This window comes from Phyllobacterium sp. 22229, assembly GCF_052056495.1.
GTDB classification, from domain to species: Bacteria; Pseudomonadota; Alphaproteobacteria; order Rhizobiales; family Rhizobiaceae; genus Phyllobacterium; species Phyllobacterium myrsinacearum.
In genome coordinates, this window is the sequence record NZ_JBQEPA010000030.1 from 1 (window position 1) to 25,881 (window position 25,881).

The window sequence follows — 25,881 nt, forward strand, 5'->3', positions numbered from 1 at the left end:
ATGACCGCACAGGACGTGTTGTGGCGGCGCACCAAGATCGGCCTGCATGTCACCGACGCCCAGGCCGACGCCCTCGAAACCTTCATGGCCAAAACCGTCCAGCGCCCATCGCAGTAGCGGCGGGCAGCCGGGCTGGCCCTTCGTTCGTCTATCTGGATTTTCCGATTGAACCGATATCGAAGGGTGTCGTCTGATAAATCTCGTTTATCCAGTTGGACAGAAGCAGATGCGCATGCGAGCGCCAGCGATTGGGCGGCGGCCTCGATGTGTCGTCATCGGGGAAATAGTTGAACGGCAGGTTGATCGGCACCCCCGCCTGAACATCGCGGAAATATTCATCGGCCAGCGAACTGGAATCATATTCGAGATGGTCGAGCACATAAAGGCGGCGGTACCGCGGATCTTCGACAATGCAGGCTCCCTTCTCCTCCGAATGCGCCAGCAGGGTCAGTTCCGGCCGCGCAAGAATGTCCGCCGGCCGCACTTCGGCCCAGCGTGATACCGGAATGCTGAAATCGTCGGAAAAGCCGTTGAGATAGGGCGACGCTGTCTTCAGGATTCTCTGGCGGTAGACACCGAATGCTTTTTCGCCAAGCGGATGCTTCGGCACGCCGTGGAAATGATGAAGCGCCGCCATCGCGCCCCAGCAGACGTTCATTGTCGAATGGACGTTGGTTTGCGTCCATTCCAGAATATCGCGCATTTCCGGCCAATAGCTCACATCCTCGAACGGGATTGTCTCGACGGGGGTTCCGGTAATGATGAAACCGTCGAACGTGCGGTGCTGCGCCTTTTCCCACGTCTCATAAAAGGCGCTGAGATGGTCTTCGGGCGTATTCTTCGGCTTGTAGCTGCCGACGGTCACCAGTGAAAGTTCGATCTGCAGCGGCGAAGCGCCAAGCAGGCGCGCGATCTGCAATTCTGTCTTGATCTTGTTGGGCATCAGGTTCAGCAGCCCGATCTGGAGCGGGCGGATATCCTGACGGATAGCCACGGCTTCCGTCATCACGCGTACGCCTTCGCTGACCAAAGTGTCGAAAGCGGGCAGTTTATCAGGAATCTTGATAGGCATCACGGTCACCAAAAAAAGCCAATAGATCGCTTCCGGTCCGCACGCGGCCCTTTAGCGAGTTTTTTAACGTGGCTGCAAGCCGGCCGGCCAAATCACCACGGATTATTCAATACTGGATGCTTGTGCAAATAGCTATCGGATTCAACGGCGCAGGCTGCCGCTCGCCGCATTGGCCTGGAGGCGACGGTGTTTCACTGCCGTCTCAATCGTGCGTTTCGCCGGAAAAGGCGGTCGCCTGCATCGACGGACGCTGGCAATAGCCGGCATACCATGCGGCAAGGCGCGGGCGTCCGTCGGCAAACGGATAGACGTTGCGAAACGCGATCCAGTCGAGCGTTGTCGCCAGGGCGATCTCGCCGATGCGCGGCAGGCCCTCGAGGGATGCTTCGTTCTCGGCGAAATCGCAAGCCGCGATGATTTTCTGCAACTGGGCATCGCGCATGGCCGGCCAGCGCAAAGGCTCCGGCCGCCGCTCGGTTTCCCAGCGCACCACAATGCCGGAATCGGCAATGCCCTGCGCCGCCGCCTGCAGGCGCAATGTTTCCCAGCGTGCATTCCCGCCTGACGGTATGAGTATGGAGCCACCGGGGAGGGTGCTGAGATAGTCCGCGATGGCAACTGAATCGAAGAGCGCAAAGCCGTCCTCGCCGATCAGCACCGGGACCTTTCCCAGCGGGTTGAGCGCATAGACCGCCTCATTGCGCCGGGTCGGGCTGGTTTCGTGGTGAATGACCTCGACGTTGTCCGCCAGACCGATTTCGTGCATGGCGACCAGTATCTTGCGGGCGTAGGGCGAGTGGGTCTGATAAAGCAGCTTCATGGGGAATCCCGGATGATGGAGCGAGTCGGCATGGACAATCGCCCGCCCCGCTCGCGGGATCAAGAGGGACGCCAGCAGAAGCCGGATATCAGACACCGTAGAGTTGAAGCAGGCTCTTCATGCGATGTGCGGCCAGATCCGGCCTGTCGAGAACATCAGCCTGATCGGCAAGCCGGAAAATATCGGCATAGTGAACGATGCCGCGTGCCGATTGCATGCCGACGGGCATGGTGAAATGGCTCTGGTGACCATTGAGCCAGGCCAGAAAAACCACCCCTGCCTTGTAATACTGCGTCGGGGCTTCGAAGATTTTGCGGGACAGCGGCACGGTCGGTTCGATCACGGCGCGGAAGGCCGTCGTCTCGCCCTTTGCCAGCAGCGCCAGCGCTTTGGAGGCCTGCGGCGCGACCGCGTCGAAAATGCCGAGCAGCGCATGGCTGTACCGTGCGCCGTCGCCCTCGATCAGTTCGGCATAGTTGAAATCGTCGCCGGTGAAGCACAGGACCCCCTCGGGCAGCCGGTTGCGCAGCGCAATCTCCCTTGTGTTGTCGAGCAGCGAAATCTTGATGCCTTCGACTTTGTCCCTGTTGTCATCGATGATGGCAAGCACGGTTTCCAGGGCATGTTCGAAGTCGTGGGAGCCCCAGTAACCGGCAAGCTGCGGATCGAACATGTCGCCAAGCCAGTGCAGGACGACTTTGTTGCGGGTCTGGCGCAGAATCTCGCCATAGACGGTCCGGTAGTCATCCGGGGATTTTGCCGCCCTGGCCAGTGCCCGGCTGGCCATCATCACGGCCCGGCCGCCCTCAGCCTCGACAAAGCCGATCTGTGTTTCATAGGCGGCGATGACATCTGCGAGGCTGCGGGTGTTTTCCGGCGCCAGCTGGTCGGTCCCGGCACCGCAGGCAAGGTCCGCGCCCGGCACGCTGCGAGCCTCGGCGAGCGAACGGCGGATCAGTTCCTGCGCACCGGCCCAGTCCAGGCCCATGCCGCGCTGGGCGGTGTCCATGGCTTCGGCGATCTTGAATCCGAGTGACCAGAGGTGATGGCGAAAGGCCATCGTGGCATCCCAGTCGATGGCGGGCGCTCCCCAGGGGGCGCTGTCCCGGCGCGGGTCGGACACCACATGGGCGGCCGCATAGGCGATACGGCTGAAGGATGGCGGAGCATCCGGCCGTGCCGTTGGTTCGCCCGAAAGGCGGTAGGCTGAAAGTGTGCCGTCGGCGGCGGGCAGGTTCAGAACTAGGCTCATCTTGGCGCTCCCGGTCATGTGAGGGCTTTGTAATTTGGAACGTTCCAAAAAACAAGAGGGAAAAATCCAAGGCTTTGCGCAGTCACAAAATAGAAAATCACCGATCGAGAGAGTGAAAATGAGCAAAACTTCACTGTAATCATGGCTTTCCGGTCATTCCGGTGTCGCACAGCGATCGCTTCTGATTTTTCCTGCTTGACATATTTGGAACGTTCCAATTATATCCATCATCTGACTGTGGAGGAAGGCCGTGAACCGAAGCCGGACAACCGTTGTGGATATTGCGCATGCCGCCGGCGTGTCGAAATCCACCGTGTCCCTGGTTCTGCAGGGCAGTCCCCTGGTCAATGAAAAGACCCGCGAAAAGGTCAACAGCGTCATTGCCGATCTCGGCTATGTCTATAATCGCGGTGCGGCCAACCTGCGGCAGGCGCGCTCGAAGATCGTCGGCATCGTGGTCAATGACCTCACCAACAGTTTCTTCGCCGAACTCGCCGTCGGCATGGACATGGTCGTTCAGTCGGCTGGCTATGTGCAGTTTCTTGCCCATAGCGGCGAGAGTGTTGACCGCCAGCGCGAAGTCATCGCATCCATGCGGGAAAACGGCATTGCCGGGCTGATCCTGTCACCGGCGCGCGGCACGGAAGCGGCTGATCTCAAGCCCCTGATCGACAGCGGTATTCCGGTTGTCGTCGTGGTGCGCAATCTGCCCGGCGCCAAGGTCTCCACCCTGCTTTCCGACAATTATACCGGCGCGAAGGCCGCTGTGCGCCATCTGGTTTCCCTCGGCCATACGCGTATCGGCTTCATGGGCGGCTTTCTTGATACGGCGGTTTTTGCCGAGCGGCTGCGCGGCTATCGCGATGCCCTGCAGGAAGCGGGCATTGCTGCCGATGAAGCACTGATCGTGCATTCCGCCCCGTCCCGTGCCGGCGGTGTTGCCGCGGTCGAGCGGATGATGCTGCTCGCTGATCGGGCAACGGCGGCGCTGTGCCTCAACGATGCGGTGGCCTTCGGCGTCTGCGATGGTTTGCGGACCGTCGGCATCGAGCCCGGCAAGGGGTTCGGCGTGATCGGCTTTGACGATGTCATCGAGGCCAAGACCGCCGTCCCGGCGCTGACGACCGTTTCGGTCGACCCGCAGGGCATGGGCCAGCGCGCGGCGCAGCTGCTGCTCAAGCAGATCAATGCCGGCGGCAATGAACAGGAATCGCTGGTGACATCCGTGCGCCTTGTGGTGCGGCAGAGCTGTGGTGCGCCGGTCAGGAACAATCATCTGGAGGAAATGGCATGACGCGGTGGGGATTGATCGGCGCGAGCACGATTGCGCATGAATGGGTGATCGACGCGATCCGTGCCGAAGGCGGCGAGATTGTTTCCGTCATGAGCACGAATGCCGAGCGTGGCCGGACATATGCTGACGGTCATGGTATTGCCAAATCCGTTACATCCCTTGACGCGCTGGTCAACGATCAGGACGTTGATGCGGTCTATATTTCAACAACCAATGAGCTGCACAGGGATCAGGTGCTTGCTGCCGCGGCCGCGGGAAAGCATGTGCTGTGCGAGAAGCCGCTGGCCATGAGCCTTGCGGATGCGCGGGCCATGGTTGACGCCTGCTGCGCGGCCGGCGTGGTGCTTGGCACCAATCATCATCTGCGCAATGCCGCCAGCCACACAGCCATGCGCGATGCCATTGCCGCCGGCCGGATCGGTACGCCGCTCGCCGCCCGGGTTTTTCACGCGGTCTATCTGCCGCCGCACCTGCAGGGCTGGCGGCTCGACAAGCCGGAAGCCGGGGGCGGTGTCATCCTGGATATCACCGTGCATGACACGGATACCCTGCGCTATGTGCTGGGCGACGATCCCGTCGAGGCGGTTGCCGCCAGCCAGGTCGGCGGCCTTGGCAAGGCAGGCCTTGCCGATGGCGTCATGGGCGTCATGCGCTTCAAGTCGGGGCTGATTGCCCAGTTCCATGATGGCTTCACCACGAAATATGCCGAAACCGGCTTTGAGGTGCACGGCTCCGAAGGCTCGCTTGTCGGCCGGAATGTCATGACGCAGAAGCCGGTCGGCACCGTCACCCTGCGCAATGCGGAGGGCGAAACCGAGCTGAAGCTCGACCACAGGAACCTCTATGAAACCGGCATTGCCAAGTTCCACGCGGCCATCCTCGGCAAGGGGCAGCCGCCGGCAACCGGCGAGGATGGCGTCTGGTCGCTTGCCGCCGGCCTTGCGGTCACCGAGGCCGCCCGTACCGGCACCGCGCAGACAATCAATCCGGGTCTTTGAAGAGAACGGCGTTCAAGCATGAGCAAGCACATAACCCCTGAAGAGGCGGCAAACCTCATCCCCGACGCAGCGATTGTTTCCGTCTCGTCGTCAAGCGGCCTTGGCTGTCCCGATCTGATGCTGAAAGCCATCGGCGCGCGTTTCGATGCGACGGGCCATCCGCGCGATCTGACCACGCTGCATCCCATTGCGGCGGGTGACATGAGCGGCATCAAAGGCATCGATTACATCGCCAGGAAGGGGCTGCTCAAGCGCATTCTCGGCGGCTCCTATCCCTCCGGGCCATCGAGTGCCGAACCGCCGCTGATCTGGCAGATGATCGGCAATGACGAAGTGGCCGCCTACAATATTCCCTCCGGCATCCTGTTTGACATGCACCGCGAGGCGGCGGCCAAGCGTCCGGGCGTTCTGACCAAGGTCGGGCTCGATACATTCGTCGACCCGGACCGCCAGGGCTGCGCCATGAACGCTTCAGCCGCCCGCGAGCCGGTGGTCCGCAAGATCGAGTTCGACGGGGAGGAATGGCTGTTCTTCAAGCCGGTCATCCCGCAAGTCGCCATCATCCGTGCGACCACGGCCGATGAGCGCGGCAACCTGACCTATGAACATGAAGGCGCATACCTCGGCGGCTTCGATCAGGCTTTGGCCGCGCGCAACAATGGCGGCATCGTCATTGCGCAGGTCAAGCGCATCACCAAGAGCGGTTCGCTCAAACCGCATGACGTGCGCGTTCCCGGCATTCTGGTTGATTATGTCGTCGTCGACCCCGACCAGAAGCAGACAACACAGACCGTTTACGACCCGGCCATCTCAGGTGAGATCTTCCATCCGCTTGACGATTTCGCCCTGCCGGATTTCAATATCCAGAAGGTGATTGCCCGCCGTGTCGCGACGGAGCTTGAGGCAGGCAGCGCCGTCAATCTCGGTTTCGGCATTTCCGCCAATGTCCCGCGCATCCTGCTCGAAGAGGGCCTGCATGGCGCGGTGACGTGGGTGATCGAACAGGGGCCGGTCGGCGGCATCCCGCTTCTCGACTTTGCCTTCGGCTGCGCCTCCAACGCCGAGGCCTTCGTGCCGTCGCCGCATCAGTTCACCTACTTCCAGGGGGCGGGCTTTGATGCCTCGCTGTTGTCCTTCCTCGAGATCGACAAATCCGGCTCCGTCAACGTGTCCAAGCTCAGCTTCCGCCCGCATGTGACGGCCGGTGCCGGCGGTTTCGTCGATATCACCGCGCGGGCCCGCAAGATCGTCTTCTCCGGCATGTTCAATGCAGGTGCCAAGGTGCATGTGGCCGATGGCAGGCTGGTCATCGAAAGGGAAGGCAAGCTGAAGAAGCTGGTCAACGAAGTCGAGCACGTCACCTTCTCCGGCCGCCGTGCCGTGGAACAGGGGCAGGACATCACCTATGTCACCGAGCGCTGCGTCATGGTCCTGCGCCCGGAAGGCATCGTGCTGACCGAGATCGCGCCGGGCGTCGATCTCCAGACCCAGATTCTCGATCAGTCGGAATTTCCACTGATCGTTGCCGGCGATCTGAATCTGATGGCAGCAGAGCTCTTTGCCGAAGAGCCTTTCGGATTGAAGCTGCCGCAGAAACCGGAAAGGACGCTCCATGGCTGAGCCCCGCATCACTGTCGGTTTCAAGGGCCCCGTCGCAACCATCACCGTGTCGCGCCCGGAAAAACTCAATGCTTTTGACATCGATATGTTGAAGGAACTCTCCGCCGCGTGTGACGAATTGGAGGCCAATGCCGATATTCGCGCCGCCATCCTCACCGGCGCCGGCAAGGCCTTTTCCGCAGGCGGCGATATCAAGGCTTGGGCGGCGATGACGCCGAATGAATTCGGCCATGCCTGGGTCCGCTTCGGGCATCGTGTCTTCGAGCGTCTGGCGACATTGCGCGTGCCATTGATTGCCGCGCTCAACGGCCACGCGCTGGGCGGCGGGCTGGAGCTGGCGGCTGCTGCCGATATCCGCATTGCCGAAACGCATATCCGCATCGGCCTGCCGGAGACCGGCCTTGGCATGGTGCCGGGCTGGTCGGGAACGCAGCGGCTTGTCCGCCGGTTTGGTGCACAGGCCGTGCGCCGCATGGCGCTGGGCGGCGAAATCTTCAGCGCGACTGAAGCAGCCTCGCTTGGGATCGTCGATCACGTGGTGGAAACCGGCGCTGCCGTCACCGCGGCGCAGGCCTATGCCGAACGGATCGCCAGGCGCGGCCCGGCTGCGGTGGAAGTGGCGAAACTGATGATTGCGTCGGCTAACGGCGAAGACAATGGCACGGCGGTCGAAGCCCTCGGCTCGATCCTCGTCGCCAAAACAGCGGACCTGAAAGAAGGTGTTTCGGCCTTTGCCGAAAAGCGTGAGCCCGTGTTCAAGGGAGAATGGTAATGACGGTTCTGATGCGGCCACAGGCGCTCGATAATTTCAAGGTGCGCGAATTCCAGATGCTGATCGACGGCAAATGGACCAATGGGGCGCAAGGCGGCGTGATCGAGCGCAAGAGCCCCGGCCATGGTGTCGTGGTCTCGCGCTATCAGGCAGGCACGAAAGCCGACGCGGAGCGCGCCATCCATGCCGCCCGCAATGCCTTCGACAACGGTCCCTGGTCGCGCATGACCGGTGCAGAGCGCTCGAATATCCTGCTCAAAGCCGCTGATCTGATTGCTGCCCGTTCCGACGAACTTGCCTATCTCGACTGCATCGAATCCGGCAAACCAATTTCGCAGGCCAAGGGCGAGCTGAGTGGTGCGGTCGATATCTGGCGCTATGCCGCCGCGCTTGGCCGCGATCTGCACGGGGAAAGCTACAACACGCTGGGCGACGGCACGCTGGGCGTGGTTCTGCGCGAGGCGATCGGCGTCATCTCCATTATCACGCCGTGGAACTTTCCGTTCCTGATCGTCAGCCAGAAACTGCCCTTTGCCCTGGCGGCTGGTTGCACGGCTGTTGTAAAACCGTCAGAACTGACCTCGGGGTCCACGCTCGTTCTCGGCGAAATCCTGATGGAAGCCGGTGTTCCCGCCGGTGTCGTCAATATCCTTGCCGGTACGGGCGCGGAAGTCGGCGCGCCGATGACCACCCATCCGGATGTCGATATGGTCTCGTTCACGGGCTCGACCCTTGTCGGCAAGCTGACGATGGCCAATGCTGCCCAAACGCTGAAAAAGGTCTCGCTCGAGCTTGGCGGCAAAAACCCGCAGATTGTTTTCCCGGATGCCAATCTCGATGATTTCATTGATGCGGCGGTGTTCGGCGCCTATTTCAACGCGGGCGAATGCTGCAATGCCGGTTCGCGGCTGATCGTGCATCGCGACATTGCTGATGAAGTAACGCGCCGCGTTGCGGAGCTTTCCGCTAGGGTGAAAGTGGGTGACCCGCTCAACCCTGAAACCAAGGTCGGCGCGATCATCACCCCGGAACATCTGGCCAAGATTGATACCTACGTGCGCAATGCCGAAACCGCCGGTGCGGCGCTGTCGCATGGCGGTGCACCGCTTGATTTGGGCCTCGGGCAGTATATGAGCCCGACCATTCTTTCGGCGGTGCAGCCGGATATGGCGGTGGCGCGTGAAGAAGTGTTTGGTCCTGTGCTTTCCGTGCTAACATTCGAGACGATGGAAGACGCCATCCGGATTGCCAATTCCATCGACTACGGCCTGTCGGCAGGCGTGTGGAGCCGCGATTTCGATACGTGTCTGACCGTTGGCCGCCGGGTGCGTGCCGGGACCATCTGGATGAACACGTTCATGGACGGCGCAGCGGAGCTGCCGTTCGGCGGTTATCGCCAGTCTGGCCTTGGCCGTGAACTGGGCCGTCATGCGGTCGAGGACTACACCGAGACCAAGACCCTGAACATGCATATGGGGCGGAGGACATTACTTTGGGCGTCGAATTAAATCGATTGTATTCGCCGTTCGGCTTATTGTATGAATGGAGCAGGCTGAGGGATAACTGAGGTCTAGGGTAGTGGGAATTTTATCTTTTTTTCCTTGGGAGGAATGAAATGAATAAGTTGATGAATACGGTTGCTGCGGCAGCCATGCTGCTCGGCACGGCCACGATGGCCCGCGCTGCCGAAAACGTCGAAGTCCTGCATTGGTGGACATCCGGCGGTGAAGCGACGGCGCTGGAAGTCCTGAAGAAGGATCTGGAAAAGAAGGGCATCACCTGGTCCGACATGCCTGTCGCCGGCGGTGGCGGTACGGAAGCCATGACCGTTCTGCGCGCTCGCGTGACCGGCGGCAACCCTCCGACAGCCGTGCAGGCCCTGGGCTTCGACATCACCGACTGGGCCAAGCAGGGTGTTCTTGCCAATCTTGACGATGTTGCCTCGAAGGAGAAGTGGGCCGACGTTATTCCCGGCGCGCTGCAGAATTTCTCCAAATATGACGGTCACTGGATCGCCGCACCGGTCAACGTTCACTCCACCAACTGGATGTGGATCAACAAGGCCGCTCTCGACAAGGCTGGCGGCAAGGAACCCAAGAACTGGGACGAGCTGATTGCCCTTCTCGACAACTTCAAGAAGCAGGGCATCACACCGATCGCCCACGGCGGCCAGCCATGGCAGGACGCAACGATTTTCGATGCGGTTGTCCTGTCGCTCGGCAATGACTTCTACAAGGCTGCTTTCATCGATCTCGATCCCAAGGCTTTGGGCGGCGCGAAGATGAAGGAAGCGTTTGACCGTATGACCAAGCTGCGCACCTACGTGGACAGCAACTTCTCCGGCCGCGACTGGAACCTTGCTTCCACCATGGTTATCGAGGGTAAGGCAGGCGTGCAGTTCATGGGCGATTGGGCCAAGGGCGAGTTCGTCAAGGCCAAGAAGGAGCCAGGCAAGGATTTCGTTTGCATGCGCTTCCCCGGTACCCAGGGTTCGGTCACCTTCAACTCCGACCAGTTCCTGTTCTTCAAGAAGAGCGAAGCAGAGCACAAGTCGCAGCTCGTCATGGCATCGTCCATTGAAAGCCCGACCTTCCAGTCCGCTTTCAATGTCGTGAAGGGTTCCGCGCCGGCACGCACGGACGTTTCCGATGCAGCGTTCGATGCCTGCGGCAAGAAGGCGATCAAGGATCTGGCCGAAGCGAACAAGGCCGGCACGCTCTACGGCTCCATGGCCCATGGCTATGCGGTTCCGGCTGCCATTAAGAATGCGATCTATGACGTGGTTACCCGCGAATTCAACGGTGAGCTGACGTCCGATGCAGCGGTCAAGGAACTCGTTTCCGCCGTGGACGCTGCCAAGTAAGCGCGCGCCTTCTGTCCGGGGCGCTAAGCCCCGGACAGGTTCCCGTGAACATGCACGGCAATGACAAGAACTTAAGAGTTGAAGGGGTGAGGCTATGGATACCCGCAGCCGCATACAGGACTTGATACCCAAACTGGTCTTGGGGCCGAGTTTTCTGATTGTCCTGATCTTCGTCTACGGCTTTATCATCTATACGGGCGTCCTGTCGTTCACCGACAGCAAGATGTTGCCGTCCTTTGGTTTTGTCGGACTGGAGAATTACCGCAAATTGTGGGCCCTGCCGCATTGGTGGCGGGCGATCACCAATCTTGGTATCTTTGCCTCGCTCTATATCATCATCTGCACCGTCATCGGGCTCGGCCTTGCCATTCTGCTGGATCAGAAGATCCGCATCGAAGGTTTCTTGCGGCCGATCTACCTCTACCCCATGGCGCTGTCGTTCATCGTGACCGGTGTTGCCTGGAAATGGTTTCTCGATCCCGGTATCGGCCTTGAAAACACCATGCACCAGTGGGGCTGGACCAGTTTCGCCTTCAACTGGATCAAGGATTCCAAGATGGCGATCTATACGGTGGTGATCGCCGCCGTGTGGCAATCCTCCGGCTTTGTCATGGCCATGTTCCTTGCCGGTCTGCGCGGTGTCGACAACGAGATCATCAAGGCGGCACAGATCGATGGTGCGTCCACCGCCATGATCTATCGCCGTATCATCATTCCGCTGATGCGCCCGGTTTTCCTGTCGGCCTTCGTCGTGCTCGCCCATCTCGCCATCAAGGCGTATGACCTGGTGATCGCATTGACCGGCGGCGGCCCCGGACAGGCAACGGAACTGCCCGCGACCTTCATGTACTCCTATACGTTCACCCGCAATTCCATGGGCATCGGCGCGTCCTCGGCCATCATCATGCTGATCACCATTTTCGCGATCATCATTCCCTATCTCTATTCCGAAGTCAGGGGAGGCAGCAAATGAGTGCCCAGAGCCCGGACAATGCCATCTCCAGCGGCAAGCTGACCCGCGTTTTGATCTACATCGCCCTGCTGGTTTTCGCCTTTTACTACCTTTTGCCGCTCTACGTCATGGTGGTGAACTCGCTCAAGACCTTGGACGAGATTCGCCAGGGCGGCATGCTGTCGCCGCCGCATGAATGGACAATCGAGCCCTGGCTTGCGGCGTGGTCGACGGCCCAGATCGGCGTGCAGCCGACGGGCTTGCGGCCCTATTTCATCAATTCGATCATCATGGTCATCCCGGCCGTGGCAATTTCAACGGTGCTGGGCGCGCTGAACGGCTACGTGCTGACGAAGTGGCGGTTCCGCGGCTCGAACGTCATGTTCGGGATGCTGCTGCTCGGCTGCTTCATTCCGTTCCAGATCGTTCTCATACCGATGGCGCGGGTTCTCGGGGCTCTCGGAATGGCCGGCACGATTCAAGGCCTGATTTTCGTCCACGTGATCTATGGCCTTGGCTTCACCACGCTGTATTTCCGCAACTACTACGAAGCATTTCCGACGGAGCTGGTCCGCGCGGCGCAGATCGACGGTGCGAGCTTCTTCCAGATTTTCTGGCGCATCCTGCTGCCATCCTCGGGTCCGATCATTGTCGTGTCGGTCATCTGGCAGTTCACCAATATCTGGAACGACTTCCTGTTCGGCGCCTCGTTCTCCGGGTTTAGCAGCACGCCGATGACGGTCGCGCTCAACAACCTCGTCAACTCGTCGACGGGCGTGAAGGAATACAACGTGCATTTCGCCGGCGCGATCCTCGCCGCACTGCCAACTCTTATCGTCTACATCGTTTCCGGGCGCTACTTCGTCCGTGGACTTATGTCCGGCGCCGTGAAGGGATAATCTCATGTCATTCCTACAGATCAAGAACCTGCATAAATCCTATGGCAATGTCCCGATCCTGAAGGACATCAATATCGAGATCGACGAGGGTGGCTTTCTCGTCCTCGTCGGCCCTTCCGGCTGCGGCAAGTCCACCTTGCTCAACACCATTGCCGGGCTCGAACCGATCAGCTCCGGTGATATCTCCATCAAGGGCAAATCGATCAGCGGCCTGCATCCCTCCAAGCGCGACATCGCCATGGTGTTCCAGTCCTATGCGCTTTATCCGAACATGACCGTCGGCGGAAACATCGCCTTCGGCATGGAAATCCGCGGCGTGCCGAAGGAAGAACGCGAAAAGGCCATCAAGCAGGTTGCCGACATGCTGCAGATCGGCCATCTGCTCGACCGCAAGCCGAGCCAGCTCTCCGGCGGCCAGCGCCAGCGCGTTGCCATGGGCCGGGCGCTCGTGCGTAATCCGCAGGTGTTCCTGTTCGATGAACCCCTGTCCAATCTCGATGCCAAGCTGCGTGTCGACATGCGCACCGAAATCAAGCGCCTGCACCAGCGCATGAAAACCACCATCGTCTATGTCACGCACGACCAGATCGAGGCGATGACGCTGGCCACCAAGATCGCCGTGCTCAAGGACGGTATCCTCCAGCAGTTCGGCACCCCGGCGGAAATCTACAACAATCCGACCAACCTCTTTGTCGCCGACTTCATGGGATCACCCGCCATGAACCTGCTCAAGGCCAAGATCGAAGGCGGTGCTTCGGATTTGAGCGTTGTGCTTGACCGCCCCGATTCCGCACCATTGCGGTTGCCGATCAGGAAGACCACCAGTGCGCTGGTGGGCCATTCCGGCAAGGACGTGATTTTCGGCATTCGGCCGGAAGCGCTGACCGATCCGGATGGCGCGGACCGCAACGCTACATCGCTGGTGGAAGGCGAATGCCTGATCGATGTGGTTGAACCGGCGGGGTCCGATACCTTTGCCGTGACCAAGCTTGGCAGCAAGGAAGTGGTGGCGCGCCTGCGTGCCGACGCTCAGATTCTGCCGGGGCAGAAGACCCAGCTGGCATTCAATCTCGACAAGGCCGTGTTCTTCGATCCGCAATCGCAGCTGCGCATCGGCGCCTGACGATCACGATGTCATGAACGCCGCATCGCAACAAAGCCGATCCCCCGATATCGTCATCATCGGTTCGGGGATTGGCGGGTCAACTATTGCCGCCGGTCTGGCAGGCTCGGGAGCAGATATTCTGATCCTGGAGGCGGGCGATCATTTGCCCGACCGTCCGGAAAACCGCGATCCGCGCGCGATCTTCCAGAAGGGGTTCTTCCGCCCGGATGAAAGCTGGTACGATGCGCAGGGCAAGGCCTTCAATCCCGGCAATTACTACAATGTTGGTGGCAATTCGAAATTCTATGGCGCGGTGCTGACGCGTTACCGGGCAGAGGACTTTGCCGAGATGCAGCATCTCGAGGGTGTCTCGCCCGCCTGGCCGTTTGCCTATGACGAGCTCGAGCCATGGTACGGCAAGGCAGAGGCGCTCTACCGGGTGCGTGGAACTTCGGGCGAAGACCCGACGGAACCGCGTCATTCGACGCCCTATGGCTTTTCGCCCGTACCCGACGAGGAACCCATCGGCATCCTGCGCAGGCGGCTGCGCGTTGCCGGCGTCCATCCTTTCTCGCTGCCGCTCGGCGTCGACATCGACACCTGGCTGTCCCATGGCAGGACGCCGTGGGATGCGCATCCGAACAGCTTCAATGGCAAGATGGATGCGGAAACCACGGCCCTTGCCCAGGCGCTGACGCACGGCAATATCCGCCTGCAAACCAATTCGCGCGTCACGCGGCTTGAAACGGCGGGTGACGGGAAGTCGATTGCCGCCGTGCATTATGTCAGGGACGGCGTGCCCGCCGTGGTCAAGCCGAAACTGGTGATCCTTTCGGCGGGTGCGGTGCAGTCGGCGGTGCTTCTGCTGCGCTCGGCCGACAGCCGCAATCCCGCCGGCCTTGCCAACCGCTCCGATCAGGTCGGCCGCAATTTCATGAATCACAACCTGTCGGCGGTCATCGGGTTCGATCCGCGTTTCCGCAACGATTCCATCTATCAGAAAACATTCGGGTTCAATGATTTCTACCTGTCCGACGGCGAGGGCGGCGCACCGCTCGGCAATGTGCAATTGCTCGGGCGGATCAGCGGCCCCGTGCTGAAGTCGGACTTGAAGCTTGTGCCCGAATGGATACTCGACCGGTTCTGCCGCCATACGGTGGATTTCCTTGCCATGAGCGAGGATGTTCCCAAGCCGGAAAGCCGCGTTCGCGTCGATGGTGACAGGATCATTCTCGAATGGGTGCGCAGCAACTGGCCGGCACATCAGAAACTGGTGGCCCGGATCAAGTCGGTGTTGCGCGCCGCCGGGTTTCCCGTGGTCCTGTCCAAGGCCTTTGACCGCAAGACCCCGTCGCATCAATGCGGCACCGTGCGGATGGGCACCGACCCGGCGCAGGCGCCGCTTGATGTCCATTGCCGCGCCTTCGACCATCCCAACCTGTTTGTCGTCGATGCCGCCTTCCTGCCCACATCCGCCGCGGTCAACCCGGCGCTGACCATCGCCGCGCAGGCGCTGCGCGTCGCCGATCACATCATTGCCGGGGAGCTTGCATGATGAGTATCCAGCCCAAACCCGTCGCTCTGGTTACCGGCGCCCGGCGCGGCATCGGCCTTGGTATTGCCAGGGCTCTGGCCGCCAAAGGCTTCGACATTGCAATCATCGATCTCGTGCGGGATGAAGCTGGTAATGCCGCTGTTTCGGCATTGGAATCACTTGGCGCGAAAACACGGTTTATTGAAGCGGATCTGGCTGATCTTTCCAATCACGCACAAACGGTCGACGCCGTCATGTCGGCCTTCGGCCGGATTGATTGTCTCGTCAACAATGCCGGAATCGGCTCGAAGGTGCGCGGTGATTTCCTCGATCTTGAGCCGGCAAACTACGATGCGATCTTTGATATCAATGTGCGGGGAACCGTGTTCTTCACCCAGGCGGTACTGCCTGCCATGCTTGGCGGCAATGACAAAGCAGCACCGCGTATAATCGTCAACATCACGTCGGTTTCCGCGCAGATGACCTCGCCGGAACGTCTCGATTATTGCATGACCAAGGCGGCGCTGGCGTCGTTCACGCAAGGGCTGGCCGTCCGGCTCGCGGAGGAGGGGATCAGCGTTTTCGACGTGCGGCCCGGCATCATCCGCTCCGATATGACGGCCGTTGCCGCAACCAGATATGACAAGCGCATCGCCGAAGGACTCGTGCCGATGAAGCGCTGGGGCGAGCCGGATGATCTCGGCCGCATCGTCGCGGCGCTCGCCTGCGGGGATTTCAATTTCGCCACCGGCTCGATCATCAATGCGGATGGCGCCTTATCAATCAACCGGCTCTAGTCACAGACGGACACTGACATGACTTACGATTACATCATCACCGGTGCCGGCCCTGCGGGGTGCGTGCTTGCCAATCGCCTCAGCGAGGATCCCGATGTAAAGGTCCTGCTGCTCGAGGCAGGCGGCGGCGACTGGAATCCGCTGTTCCACATGCCGGCGGGTTTTGCCAAGATGACCAAGGGTGTCGCCAGCTGGGGCTGGTCGACCGTGCCGCAGAAGCACATGAAGAACCGCGTGCTGCGCTACACGCAGGCTAAGGTCATCGGTGGCGGCTCCAGCATCAATGCGCAGCTTTATACGCGCGGCAATGCAACTGACTACGACCTATGGTCGTCAGAAGACGGATGTTCTGGTTGGAGCTACCGCGACGTGCTGCCCTATTTCAAGCGGGCGGAAGACAATCAGCGCTTTGCCGATGACTACCATTCCTATGGCGGGCCGCTGGGTGTTTCCATGCCGGTTGCAACCCTGCCGATCTGCGATGCCTATATCCGGGCCGGGCAGGAACTCGGCATTCCCTACAACCATGATTTCAACGGCAGGCAGCAGGCCGGTGTCGGTTTCTACCAGCTGACCCAGCGCGATCGCCGCCGCTCATCGGCGTCGATGGCCTATCTTGCCCCGGTCAGAACGCGCAAGAACCTGACGGTCCGCATGGGCGCGCAGGTGACAAGAATCGTGGTTGAGAACAGCCGGGCCGTCGGTGTTGAAATTGCCAGGGGCAATGCCCGCGAGATCATCCGCGCCGAGCGGGAAGTGCTGGTCAGTTCCGGCGCCATCGGCTCGCCGAAGCTGCTGCTGCAATCGGGCATCGGCGCGGCAGATCACCTGCGTAAAGTTGGTGTTCCCGTCGTGCACAACCTGCCCGGTGTCGGCGAGAACATGCAGGATCATCTGGATCTGTTCGTGATTTCCGAATGCACCGGCGATCACACCTATGACGGCGTCGCCAAACTGCACCGCACCCTGTGGGCCGGGCTGCAATATGTGCTGTTCCGCTCCGGGCCTGTCGCGTCCAGCCTGTTTGAAACAGGCGGTTTCTGGTACGCCGATCCCGACGCCCGCTCGCCTGATATCCAGTTCCATCTCGGGCTGGGGTCGGGCATCGAGGCTGGTGTCGAGCGGTTGAAAAACGCCGGCGTTACCCTCAATTCAGCCTATCTGCATCCGCGGTCGCGCGGCACGGTGCGGCTGCAATCGGCCGATCCAATGGCCGCGCCACTGATCGATCCCAACTACTGGAGCGATCCGCACGACCGCAAAATGTCGATCGAAGGATTGAAACTTGCGCGCGAAATCATGAACCAGGCGGCACTGAAACCCTTCGTCATGGCGGAACGCCTGCCGGGACCGAAATACAATTCCGACGAGGAATTGTTCGATTACGGCTGCGCCAATGCCAAGACCGATCATCATCCGGTCGGCACCTGCAAGATGGGCACCGATTCCATGGCTGTTGTCGGCCTCGACCTGAAGGTGCATGGGCTGGACGGACTGCGCGTCTGCGACAGTTCGGTCATGCCGCGGGTTCCCTCGTGCAACACCAATGCGCCGACCATCATGATGGGTGAGAAGGGGGCTGATATCATCCGCAAGCTAGCGCCGCTGCCGCCCGCCGTCTTCAGCCATGAGATGAACGAAAAACGCCCGCGGGCGCGGGCGGATATTCGCTGATATCGAAGAATGAGCGGCGCCAGGACTGTGCTCGTTTCGGCGCCGCCCGTCCGGATTACTGACGCAGTCTCGTATCGAGAAACACACCGGCATCGCGCGCGGCGCTGATAAAGGCATGGCGCGCCTTGTGGGCGGGTTTCCACCCGTCCAGGGCATCGAGACAGGCCTGCAATGCGCGGCGATAGCTCGCGCCGGTCTTTGACGGCCAGTAGCGCTGCAGGCACTCCATCGCTTCCCAGACGCTGGTGATGGCCCTCTGGCCTGTGGCGCCCAGTTTGACCATGACCGGTATGGGGAAACGCTTGTCGTTCATCACTTCCTCCCTGAATATCCTGATGAGCATGGCATGCTGTTTGGCAATGCCAGACTAGACGAGGAAATGCGTCGGGAGTCCGTCCGGTTCCATGACAAGTTGATTAAATATTTTTGAACGGGACAGGCCCTGAAAACACGCGGATTTGACCGGCCGCGTCACCGCATGTCCGCGGGCATGGAGCTGACTTCGCGGAGCAGCCAGTCAAGGAATATGCGCATGGCCGGCCGTTGTGGACGGTCTTGCGGACATGTCAGCCAATAGGCGTGGCGGCTGACGAAGCCAAAGCCTTGCGGATTGACGAGCTTGCCGGTGGCAAGCTCGTCGGCGATCAGGCCGCGCGGAACCAGTGCAAGGCCCTGTCCGGCAATCGCCGCACGGATGACCAATGCATAGAAGCCGAAATGCGTGATGCGGTCCGGAGCAAAATCGGTGATGTGCTGCGCTTCGGCAAATTCTTCCCAGCGCAAGGGCGTGTATTTGTGGTCGAGCAGCGGAAACCTGCCGATATCGCCGGGATCCCGGATGCCGCCAAGCCGGGCGATGAAGTGTGGCGCGCCGACGAGCGCCACCTCGCGGCCGAAAAGATAATGGTTGTCCTGACCAGGCCAATCGCCTTCGCCGAAACGAAACGCTGCATCCGCCTGATTGATCAGGTCATTGTTGGCGAAGGTCGACAGTTCGACATCGATGTCCGGATGCGCTTCGGCGAAACCGGCAAAGCGCGGGATCAGCCAGCGGTCGCCCATGATCGGCAGGATATGCAGCTTGATGGCATTAGGCGACGACCCCAATGCGGCAACCCGCAGGGCCGCATTCTCCATGGCGCCGAGCGCGATGCGGGCTTCGGCCACGTAAATCCTGCCGGCTTCCGTGGTCGAGAGGCCGTAGGGGGTGCGGACAAACAGCGGAACGCCGGCCAGGGCTTCCAGCGCCAGCAATTGCTTGCTGACAGCGCTCTGCGTCATGTTCAATGCCTTGGCGCAGGCCGTCGTGCTGCCATGTTCGGCAATCGCCGCAATGACCTGCAATGCCCGTGTGGACGGATATATCCGGCCGGATACCATCGCCTTTGCCTCGCTGGTTCTTCGCAATAGAGGGTATTCCTTTTTGGAATGGATATGCGAATTCATTTCGTTTGTCGTGTCAAAAGCACAGCCATAAGCTTCCAACAACGAGAAAAAGGGGAATGAATGCCATGACCGAGCAGTCCGTCCGTTTGTGGGGGGCTCGTTTCAGGACGAGTCCGTCACCTGAGCTGACAGCGCTTTCCCGTTCGGAAAGCAGCTATTTCCGGCTTGTCCCGTATGATCTGGTATCGTCGCTGTCCCATGCGCGGGAACTGGTGCGCGCCGGGATTTTGACCGAAGCTGAAGCGGAAACGGTTTTCGCGGCGATCAAGGGTATCGGTGCCGACTACGCGGCCGGCGCGATCGAGCCATCCGCTGCTGATGAAGATATTCATACATTTCTGGAGCGGGTTCTGGGCGAACGCATCGGCGCGCTCGGCGGCAAGCTGCGGGCGGGCCGTTCCCGCAATGACCAGGCCGCCAACGACCTGAAGCTTTATCTGCGCGATGTGGCGCGCGGGCTCGGCGCGGATATTCTTGTCCTGCAGCAGGCGCTCACCAGCCAGGCGGAAGCCCATGTGACGACGCTCGCTGCGGGTTTCACCCATTTGCAGCCGGCCCAGCCCATCAGCTTTGCCCATCAGCTGCTTGCCCACGCCCAGACCTTTGCCCGCGATCTCGACCGGCTGCGCGATTGGGACAGGCGCGCGGCGCGCTCGCCGCTCGGAGCCGCTGCCATGGCCGGTTCAAGCATTGCCGTGCAGCCGGAGCTATCGGCGCGCGAGCTTGGCTATGACGCGCCGTGCGAAAACTCCATCGATGCGGTGGGCAGCCGCGACCATGTGGCGGAATTCCTCTTTGTCACCGCCATGTTCGGCGTTCATCTGTCGCGCCTTGCCGAGGAGCTTTTCCTGTGGTCCTCGCGCCAGTTCCGCTGGATCGAGATGGATGACGGCTATGCCACCGGGTCGTCGATCATGCCGCAGAAGAAGAACTGCGATATCGCCGAGCTGACGCGCGGCCGCGCTTCCCGGCTGATTGGCAGCCTGACGACGATGCTGGTCGCCCTCAAGGGGCTGCCCTTCGCCTACAACCGGGATCTTGCCGAGGACAAGCACGCCGCCTTCGATACGATCGACGCCTTGACGCTGGTTGTGCCTGCCATGGCCGGTCTGATCCGGACCATGCGTGTCAACACCGACATCATGGGCAAACAGTCGGTCGATGGCTTCACATTGGCAACGGAGGTTGCCGACTGGCTGGCCAGGACGGGCGTGCCGTTCTCCGAGGCGCATGAAATCACCGGCGCACTGGTGCGCTACTGCGAAGACAGGAACATCGGCCTTGAGGACGTGAGCGACGATGATCTCGCCGCCGTCGATGTCAGGCTGTTGCCATCGATCCGGTCGAGCCTGTCGCCGCAGGCGGCGGTCGCCGCGCGCAAGGGCTATGGCGGAACAGCCCCGGACCGGGTGCGTGAGCAGATCATCAGGCTTAAAACCGTGTTGGAATCGCAACAGGAGTGGCTATCCTCCCATGCAAGCCCGACAGCGGCTCTGAAAGGATGAAAACGATGGCCAACAGTGAACATACGGCTTCCGTCCCGCCGGCCATATATTCCATTGCCCACCTGAAGCACCAGCCACGGCGCCACTATGGCCGCTGGCTGGCCGCCGCCCTGATCATTCTGGCGCTGGCCATGATCGTCAAGGCTTTTGCCCAGGGGCAGATTGCCTGGCCGGTGGTCGGCCAGTTCTTCACCGCCCCGGCCATTCTCGCGGGTCTGTGGAACACCATCCTGATGACGATCTGTGCCATGGCCCTCGGATTGGTGCTCGGTGTCGTCTTTGCCATCATGATCATGTCGCCCAATCCGGTGCTGAAATATGTGGCGGTGTTCTACATCTGGTTTTTCCGCGGAACGCCGCTGCTCCTGCAGCTGCTGCTCTGGTTCAATCTCGCCCTGATCTTTCCGACGCTCGGCATTCCCGGCCTGTTCGAAATGCGCACCGTCGATTTCATGACGCCGTTCATGGCAACGCTGCTTGGCCTTGGCATCAATCAGGGCGCCTACACCGCCGAAGTCGTGCGCGGCGGCATCCTCTCCGTCGACAATGGCCAGATCGAAGCCGCGAAAGTCATTGGCATGACACGGCTGACCATGCTGCGCCGTATCGTGCTGCCGCAGGCCATGCGCGTGATCATCCCGCCTGTCGGCAATGAAGTCATCAGCATGGTCAAGCTGACCTCGGTTGCCAGCGTCATCCAGTACGCGGAAATCCTGCGCAATGCGCAGGCGGTGTACTATGCCAACAACCGCGTCATGGAATTGCTGATCGTTTCGGCCATCTGGTATCTGGCTGTTGTGACCATTCTTTCCATCGGCCAGCATCTCCTCGAGAAACATTACTCGAAAAGCCTGGGGCGCCGGACCGGCAAGCGCACCGAACCTGCCGCAGCGCAAGGAGCCTGAACATGTCAGCCATGGTCGTAGCGGTAGACGTCAACAAATATTTCGGGCCGTTTCATGCGTTGCAGAACGTGTCGCTTGAAATCAAACATGGCGAAGTCCTGTGCATCATCGGACCTTCAGGCTCTGGCAAAAGCACGCTCCTGCGCTGCATCAACCAGCTGGAGCGGATCGATGCCGGCGCCATCTGGATCGATGATGAGCTGGTCGGTTTTCGCCAGGATGGCAACAAGCTCTATGAACTCACCGATGCGCAGATTGCGCGCCAGCGCCTGGCCAGCGGCATGGTGTTCCAGAGGTTCAACCTTTTTGCCCATATGACGGTGCTGGAGAACATCATCGAAGGGCCGGTTATCGTTCAGAAGCGGGCCAAAGCCAGTGTCATCCCGGAAGCGATGGCACTGCTCGAGCGGGTTGGTCTTGCCGACAAGAAGGATGCCTATCCGAGCGAACTGTCCGGCGGGCAGCAGCAGCGCATCGCCATTGCCCGCGCCCTCGCCATGCAGCCCAAACTGATGCTGTTCGACGAGCCGACATCGGCGCTTGACCCGGAACTGGTCAGCGAGGTTCTCAGCGTCATGCGTGATCTCGCCACCAGCGGCATGACGATGATCGTCGTCACGCATGAGCTTGGCTTTGCCCGCGAGGTTGCGCACCGCGTGGTGTTCATGGACCACGGCCGGATTGTCGAGACCGGAACGCCGCACGACATATTGAGCAGCCCGAAGCAAAAACGCACACAGGACTTCATCGCTGCGGTGTTGTCCTGAACCGGATTGAAATGAAGAGGCCGGGAAAACCGGCCAGAGAGGAACCAGACATGAAAACCATGACACGGCTTGCAATTCTTGGCGGAGCGCTGGCATTCAGCTTTTCCGCCGGGGCACAGGAACTTCCGGCCCGCATCAAGGCTGCCGGCAAACTGGTTATCGCGACCATGCCGAACTATCCGCCGATCACCTACAAGGACCCGGCCACCAATGTGCTGCAGGGCTTTGACATCGAGCTTGGCGAAGCCATCGGCAAGGAACTTGGCGTGAAAGTGGAATGGCAGGAAATCGCCTTTGCCCAGATGCTGCCATCGCTGCAGACAGGCCGCGTCGATCTGGCGATGGCCGGCATGAGCGACAAGAAGGCCCGCCAGGAAACGGCGGACTTCGTCGACTACATGAAATCCGGCGCGCAGTTCTACACCTCCAAGGCCCTGGCCGGCGAAATCAAGTCCGTGGATGATCTTTGCGGCAAGTCGGTGGGTGCCAGCCGTTCGACGGATTGGCCCGCGCAGATCACGGCCTGGAGTGAAACCAACTGCGTTGCCAAGGGCAAGCCCGCAATCAATGTCATGGGCACGGAAGGATCAGCCGATGCCCGCACGCAGATCAAGAGCCAGCGTCTCCAGGCTGCGGCCCAGGGCAACGAAACCCTGCCCTACAACCAGAAACTGGAACCCGACACTTACGTTACGCTTGGCGAAGCATTCAGCCAGTCGCTGGCTGGTATTCCGGTCCTGAAAAGCGAGACGCAATTGCGCGATGCGGTGAAAGTGGCGCTTGAAAAACTGCAGGCGAATGGTACCTATGATGCACTTTTGGATAAGTATGGTCTGAAGGCCAACAAGCTGGCGCCCGTTACCATCAACGCGGGCGAATAAAGCGTAAGGCTGGAGAGACGAAAGGAGGCGGTTCTGGTACCGGTCAGGGCCGCCTTTGCATGGAAAGGAATGCGGGATTGATCAAAGTCAGTTTGTCCAATCCGTCGGATCACCTGCAGCTTGCGGCCCTGTTTGAGGAAATGCAGGCGCATTACAACGTGCCCTGTCCGCCGCGCGCGGAAATACTGCGCGGATTGCGCGACATGCCTGACGGGACGGAAATCCTGGTTGCCGGCACGGATGAACTCGTTGGCTTTGCCGCGTTTTCGTCGATCTATCCGGGACCGGGGCTGCAATCCGGCCTGTTTCTCAAGGAGCTGTTTGTTTCGAAGGCGCACCGCAGCAGCGGCGCCGGAACATCGCTGATGCAGGCGCTGGCCAAGCTGGCCCTCGAACGGGGCTACAAGCGCGTCGACTGGACCGCCGATCGCAACAATCCGAAAGTCCTGGCCTTTTACAATGGTTTCAACGCGTCTGCGCTGCAGGACAAGCTTTTCTACCGGATGGACGGCGATGCGCTCGCCGCCGCGGCAGCAAAAGCCGGTAATGTGTAAGCGCTGATTTACTAAGACTGCCGCGGCCGCACCAGCCAGCAATAGGCCGAACCAAGGGCCAGCAGCACGCAGGTTGCCAGAAACACGGCGCGCATGCCGAAATGCCCGCCGATAAAACCGCCCGCCAGGGGGCCGACCACCTGTCCCGCATATTGCGATGAGGTCGAATAGCCCAGGATGCCGCCAGCGACGCGGTCAGGGACATTATGCCGGATGACGCTGGTGATGCAGGGCAGAAGCCCGCCAAGCGCCAGCCCCATCAGAAAGCGCAGTCCGATCAGCTGCCAGCCCTCGGTCACGAAGGCCTGCGGTATCAGCAGCAGCGCCGACACGGCGAGGGCCGCGATGATGACGTTCCAATGGCCGATCCGGTCAGCCAGCTTGCCCAGCCGCGACGCCGACAGAATGCTGCCAAGCGCCGCAGCCGACATGACGATGCCGGAGACGATGGTCACCTTGCTGGTGTCGCTGACCAGCTGGGCCACATAGATCGTGATGATTGGTTCGATCGACATGTTGGCCAACATCAGCAGCAGACCGGTCGCCAGCATGGCGATGACCGGCCGCTTGTCGGGAATGGCGGACCAGCCGCCCATCACCTTGGCGCCCTTGCTTTTTGCCGGGCGCCGCTCCTCCTTAATGAAAAGACTGGTGGCGATAAAGGTCAGGAAAATCACGCCGCCCGCCAGCCAGAAAGTCTGGCGGATACCAATCAGGGGCGGCAGGCCGCCGCCGATGAGCGGGCCCACCAGATTGCCCGCCATGATGCCCGATGACAACGTGCCGAGCGCCCAGCCGGTGCGCGCCTTTGGCGTCTGGGTCGCCACCAGCACGGTGGAGCCGGAGGCATAGCCGCCGAGCAGCCCGGCAGCAAGGCGCAGGGCCACGAGCTGCCACACATCCGTCGCCATGCCGATCAGCGACATGGCGACGGCCATGCCGAGGCTTGCACGAATGAGCATCAGCTTGCGGCCATAGAGATCGGCCAGCCGGCCCCAGAGCGGCGCGACGAGGGCTGCGGTGAAAAAGGTGGCGCCATAGGCCACGCCGGACCATTGCACGATTGCCGCGTGCTCCTTCACGCCCAGCTGTTCGACATAGAGCGGCAGGAAGGGCAGGAGCAGTGTCATGGCGACGATCGTGGTGAACGATCCGATGAGGCAGACGACAAGGTTCTGGCGCCAGTAGCGCGATTCGGTCCCGGCTTCATCTGTAATGGCCGGAGCGGGCGCAGCGGTCACGGTTGTGCCGTCGGTGCCATGTTGTTGATCAATTGTATTCATGGAAACATGTTATCGCGGCAGGGGGACTGCCGTGCCTCTCAACGCGTGCGAGTGCCGAATTCCGTCGCACTGTTTCACTGGAGGCGGTCAATAGCAATCGCTCAACCGGTTCGAAGTGGCAACAAGTCGCAATGCTTCGCAGGGCGCCGCCTATTCCCGTTGATCGCCGCGCCCGGCGCGGCATTGGGCGAAATGGCCGCGGCTCACGCTTCAGATGATGAGACCGACCGGGCAATGAACCATTGTGCGGCATAATAGGTTCCCAGCACCCAGAGGGGTCCCAGCGGAATGGCGAAGCGGAATTTCCCATAGGCCAGCAGCGTGTCACTGGCCAGAAACAGCACGCCGCCCATCCCCGCCAGCCGGGCCGGGGCTGTTGCAAGATATTGTGCCCGGCTGATGGCCTGGGCGCCCATCACGGCCAGAACCGCCGCATAGACCGTGACGGGAAGCGTCAGTTCGGACGGCAGGCTTGTCCACAGCCCCCAGACGATGGCCAGCGCCACAAGGGCGCAGGCAGCAAAGGTGAGGGGCACGGCGCCAAGGCGGACATCGCCCGTCAGTGCGATGATATAGGCGCAGTGCGTGATGAGAAAACAGATCAGCCCGGCGACGAACAGGTCCTGCGGCAGCATCAGGAAAATATCGCCGCACAGCGAAAGGACCAGGCCTGCGGCAATCGCCCATTGATAGCGCTTCGAAACCGGGTTGGCCGTCTGCACGACGATGATGAACAGCAGCGCCGTCGCCAGTGGCTTGCTGACATAGTGCAGCCAGCGCCCGTCCGCGCCAAGCAGCGCGCTGGCGATGGCTGCCACGGCCGCAATCGCGAACAGTCTGTGCAGCGCCGTCCGGATGGCCGGTTGTGTTTTGGGTGTCATTGCATCC

Annotated in this window: 24 protein-coding genes and 1 riboswitch; of the genes, 17 read left to right on the forward strand and 7 right to left on the reverse strand. The window is 60.9% G+C overall.

Annotated elements, in window-relative coordinates; translation table 11 throughout:
• Positions 1 to 148: 148 nt before the first annotated feature.
• The 3 genes from ACTJJ7_RS25525 to ACTJJ7_RS25535 form a co-directional block, all read right to left on the reverse strand.
• Complete coding sequence (locus ACTJJ7_RS25525; RefSeq protein WP_105733962.1) at positions 149 to 1,072, reverse strand: homoserine O-succinyltransferase; 924 nt, start codon at positions 1,070 to 1,072, stop codon at positions 149 to 151.
• Positions 1,073 to 1,103: 31 nt separating this feature from the next.
• A riboswitch (SAM riboswitch) is annotated at positions 1,104 to 1,181 on the reverse strand.
• A 93-nt stretch (positions 1,182 to 1,274) separates the two neighbouring features.
• Complete coding sequence (locus ACTJJ7_RS25530; protein ID WP_440969229.1) at positions 1,275 to 1,892, reverse strand: glutathione S-transferase family protein; 618 nt, start codon at positions 1,890 to 1,892, stop codon at positions 1,275 to 1,277.
• Between the two features lie 88 nt (positions 1,893 to 1,980).
• Positions 1,981 to 3,144, reverse strand: a complete 1,164-nt coding sequence (locus ACTJJ7_RS25535; protein ID WP_440969230.1) for a dihydrodipicolinate synthase family protein — start codon at positions 3,142 to 3,144, stop codon at positions 1,981 to 1,983.
• 250 nt (positions 3,145 to 3,394) lie between these two features.
• Here ACTJJ7_RS25535 and ACTJJ7_RS25540 point away from each other — a divergent pair, with 250 nt between their 5' ends.
• The 12 genes from ACTJJ7_RS25540 to ACTJJ7_RS25595 all read left to right on the forward strand — a co-directional run bounded on the left by ACTJJ7_RS25540 (position 3,395) and on the right by ACTJJ7_RS25595 (position 17,652).
• On the forward strand, positions 3,395 to 4,438 hold the full coding sequence (locus tag ACTJJ7_RS25540; RefSeq protein WP_440969231.1) for a LacI family DNA-binding transcriptional regulator: 1,044 nt from the start codon (positions 3,395 to 3,397) through the stop codon (positions 4,436 to 4,438).
• Positions 4,435 to 5,436: a Gfo/Idh/MocA family protein gene (locus ACTJJ7_RS25545; protein WP_105733959.1), complete on the forward strand. Its 1,002-nt coding sequence runs from the start codon at positions 4,435 to 4,437 to the stop codon at positions 5,434 to 5,436. Before ACTJJ7_RS25540 ends, ACTJJ7_RS25545 begins: the two co-directional genes overlap by 4 nt.
• Positions 5,437 to 5,454: 18 nt before the next feature.
• On the forward strand, positions 5,455 to 7,056 hold the full coding sequence (locus tag ACTJJ7_RS25550) for an acyl CoA:acetate/3-ketoacid CoA transferase (protein ID WP_440969232.1): 1,602 nt from the start codon (positions 5,455 to 5,457) through the stop codon (positions 7,054 to 7,056).
• Positions 7,049 to 7,828, forward strand: coding sequence for an enoyl-CoA hydratase/isomerase family protein (locus tag ACTJJ7_RS25555; protein WP_440969233.1), 780 nt, complete (start codon positions 7,049 to 7,051; stop codon positions 7,826 to 7,828). The genes ACTJJ7_RS25550 and ACTJJ7_RS25555 overlap by 8 nt, the downstream gene beginning before the upstream one ends.
• Positions 7,828 to 9,336 carry an aldehyde dehydrogenase family protein gene (locus ACTJJ7_RS25560; RefSeq protein ID WP_440969234.1) on the forward strand — a complete coding sequence of 503 codons (1,509 nt, stop codon included), beginning with the start codon at positions 7,828 to 7,830 and terminating at the stop codon, positions 9,334 to 9,336. Before ACTJJ7_RS25555 ends, ACTJJ7_RS25560 begins: the two co-directional genes overlap by 1 nt.
• A 107-nt stretch (positions 9,337 to 9,443) precedes the next feature.
• Positions 9,444 to 10,691, forward strand: a complete 1,248-nt coding sequence (locus tag ACTJJ7_RS25565) for an ABC transporter substrate-binding protein (protein WP_440969235.1) — start codon at positions 9,444 to 9,446, stop codon at positions 10,689 to 10,691.
• Between the two features lie 94 nt (positions 10,692 to 10,785).
• On the forward strand, positions 10,786 to 11,664 hold the full coding sequence (locus tag ACTJJ7_RS25570) for a carbohydrate ABC transporter permease (protein ID WP_105733954.1): 879 nt from the start codon (positions 10,786 to 10,788) through the stop codon (positions 11,662 to 11,664).
• Positions 11,661 to 12,542 (forward strand): carbohydrate ABC transporter permease, encoded by an 882-nt coding sequence (locus ACTJJ7_RS25575; RefSeq protein WP_105733953.1) that lies wholly within the window; start codon positions 11,661 to 11,663, stop codon positions 12,540 to 12,542. Before ACTJJ7_RS25570 ends, ACTJJ7_RS25575 begins: the two co-directional genes overlap by 4 nt.
• Before the next feature lie 4 nt (positions 12,543 to 12,546).
• Positions 12,547 to 13,665 (forward strand): ABC transporter ATP-binding protein, encoded by a 1,119-nt coding sequence (locus ACTJJ7_RS25580; RefSeq protein WP_105733952.1) that lies wholly within the window; start codon positions 12,547 to 12,549, stop codon positions 13,663 to 13,665.
• A gap of 13 nt (positions 13,666 to 13,678) precedes the next feature.
• Entirely contained in the window at positions 13,679 to 15,202 is a 1,524-nt protein-coding gene (locus ACTJJ7_RS25585; RefSeq protein ID WP_440969236.1) for a GMC oxidoreductase, read from the forward strand.
• Positions 15,202 to 15,978, forward strand: a complete 777-nt coding sequence (locus tag ACTJJ7_RS25590; RefSeq protein ID WP_440969260.1) for a 3-ketoacyl-ACP reductase — start codon at positions 15,202 to 15,204, stop codon at positions 15,976 to 15,978. The genes ACTJJ7_RS25585 and ACTJJ7_RS25590 overlap by 1 nt, the downstream gene beginning before the upstream one ends.
• Before the next feature lie 18 nt (positions 15,979 to 15,996).
• On the forward strand, positions 15,997 to 17,652 hold the full coding sequence (locus ACTJJ7_RS25595) for a GMC family oxidoreductase (RefSeq protein WP_440969237.1): 1,656 nt from the start codon (positions 15,997 to 15,999) through the stop codon (positions 17,650 to 17,652).
• Between the two features lie 55 nt (positions 17,653 to 17,707).
• On the opposite strand, the gene ACTJJ7_RS25600 is transcribed toward ACTJJ7_RS25595, so the two are convergent.
• On the reverse strand, positions 17,708 to 17,965 hold the full coding sequence (locus tag ACTJJ7_RS25600; protein ID WP_105733947.1) for a DUF982 domain-containing protein: 258 nt from the start codon (positions 17,963 to 17,965) through the stop codon (positions 17,708 to 17,710).
• Between the two features lie 158 nt (positions 17,966 to 18,123).
• The gene (locus tag ACTJJ7_RS25605) at positions 18,124 to 19,059 is read right to left on the reverse strand and encodes a LysR substrate-binding domain-containing protein (RefSeq protein ID WP_440969238.1); all 936 of its coding nucleotides are present in this window, start codon (positions 19,057 to 19,059) and stop codon (positions 18,124 to 18,126) included.
• A gap of 104 nt (positions 19,060 to 19,163) precedes the next feature.
• Between ACTJJ7_RS25605 and argH the strand changes: the two genes are divergently transcribed.
• From argH to ACTJJ7_RS25630, 5 genes are all read left to right on the forward strand, one after another.
• A complete protein-coding gene (gene argH, locus ACTJJ7_RS25610; protein ID WP_440969239.1) occupies positions 19,164 to 20,603 on the forward strand; it encodes an argininosuccinate lyase in 1,440 nt (479 codons plus the stop codon).
• Positions 20,600 to 21,508, forward strand: coding sequence for an amino acid ABC transporter permease (locus ACTJJ7_RS25615; RefSeq protein ID WP_425350445.1), 909 nt, complete (start codon positions 20,600 to 20,602; stop codon positions 21,506 to 21,508). The genes argH and ACTJJ7_RS25615 overlap by 4 nt, the downstream gene beginning before the upstream one ends.
• Before the next feature lie 2 nt (positions 21,509 to 21,510).
• On the forward strand, positions 21,511 to 22,275 hold the full coding sequence (locus ACTJJ7_RS25620) for an amino acid ABC transporter ATP-binding protein (protein WP_105733945.1): 765 nt from the start codon (positions 21,511 to 21,513) through the stop codon (positions 22,273 to 22,275).
• 59 nt (positions 22,276 to 22,334) lie between these two features.
• Positions 22,335 to 23,156, forward strand: coding sequence for an ABC transporter substrate-binding protein (locus ACTJJ7_RS25625; RefSeq protein ID WP_207226731.1), 822 nt, complete (start codon positions 22,335 to 22,337; stop codon positions 23,154 to 23,156).
• A 77-nt stretch (positions 23,157 to 23,233) separates the two neighbouring features.
• Complete coding sequence (locus ACTJJ7_RS25630; protein ID WP_342588461.1) at positions 23,234 to 23,710, forward strand: GNAT family N-acetyltransferase; 477 nt, start codon at positions 23,234 to 23,236, stop codon at positions 23,708 to 23,710.
• Positions 23,711 to 23,721: 11 nt separating this feature from the next.
• Here the strand turns inward: ACTJJ7_RS25630 and ACTJJ7_RS25635 are convergent, their stop codons facing one another.
• Positions 23,722 to 24,993, reverse strand: coding sequence for a multidrug efflux MFS transporter (locus ACTJJ7_RS25635; RefSeq protein ID WP_440969240.1), 1,272 nt, complete (start codon positions 24,991 to 24,993; stop codon positions 23,722 to 23,724).
• 203 nt (positions 24,994 to 25,196) lie between these two features.
• Entirely contained in the window at positions 25,197 to 25,874 is a 678-nt protein-coding gene (locus ACTJJ7_RS25640) for a lysoplasmalogenase (protein ID WP_440969241.1), read from the reverse strand.
• Positions 25,875 to 25,881: the final 7 nt, after the last annotated feature.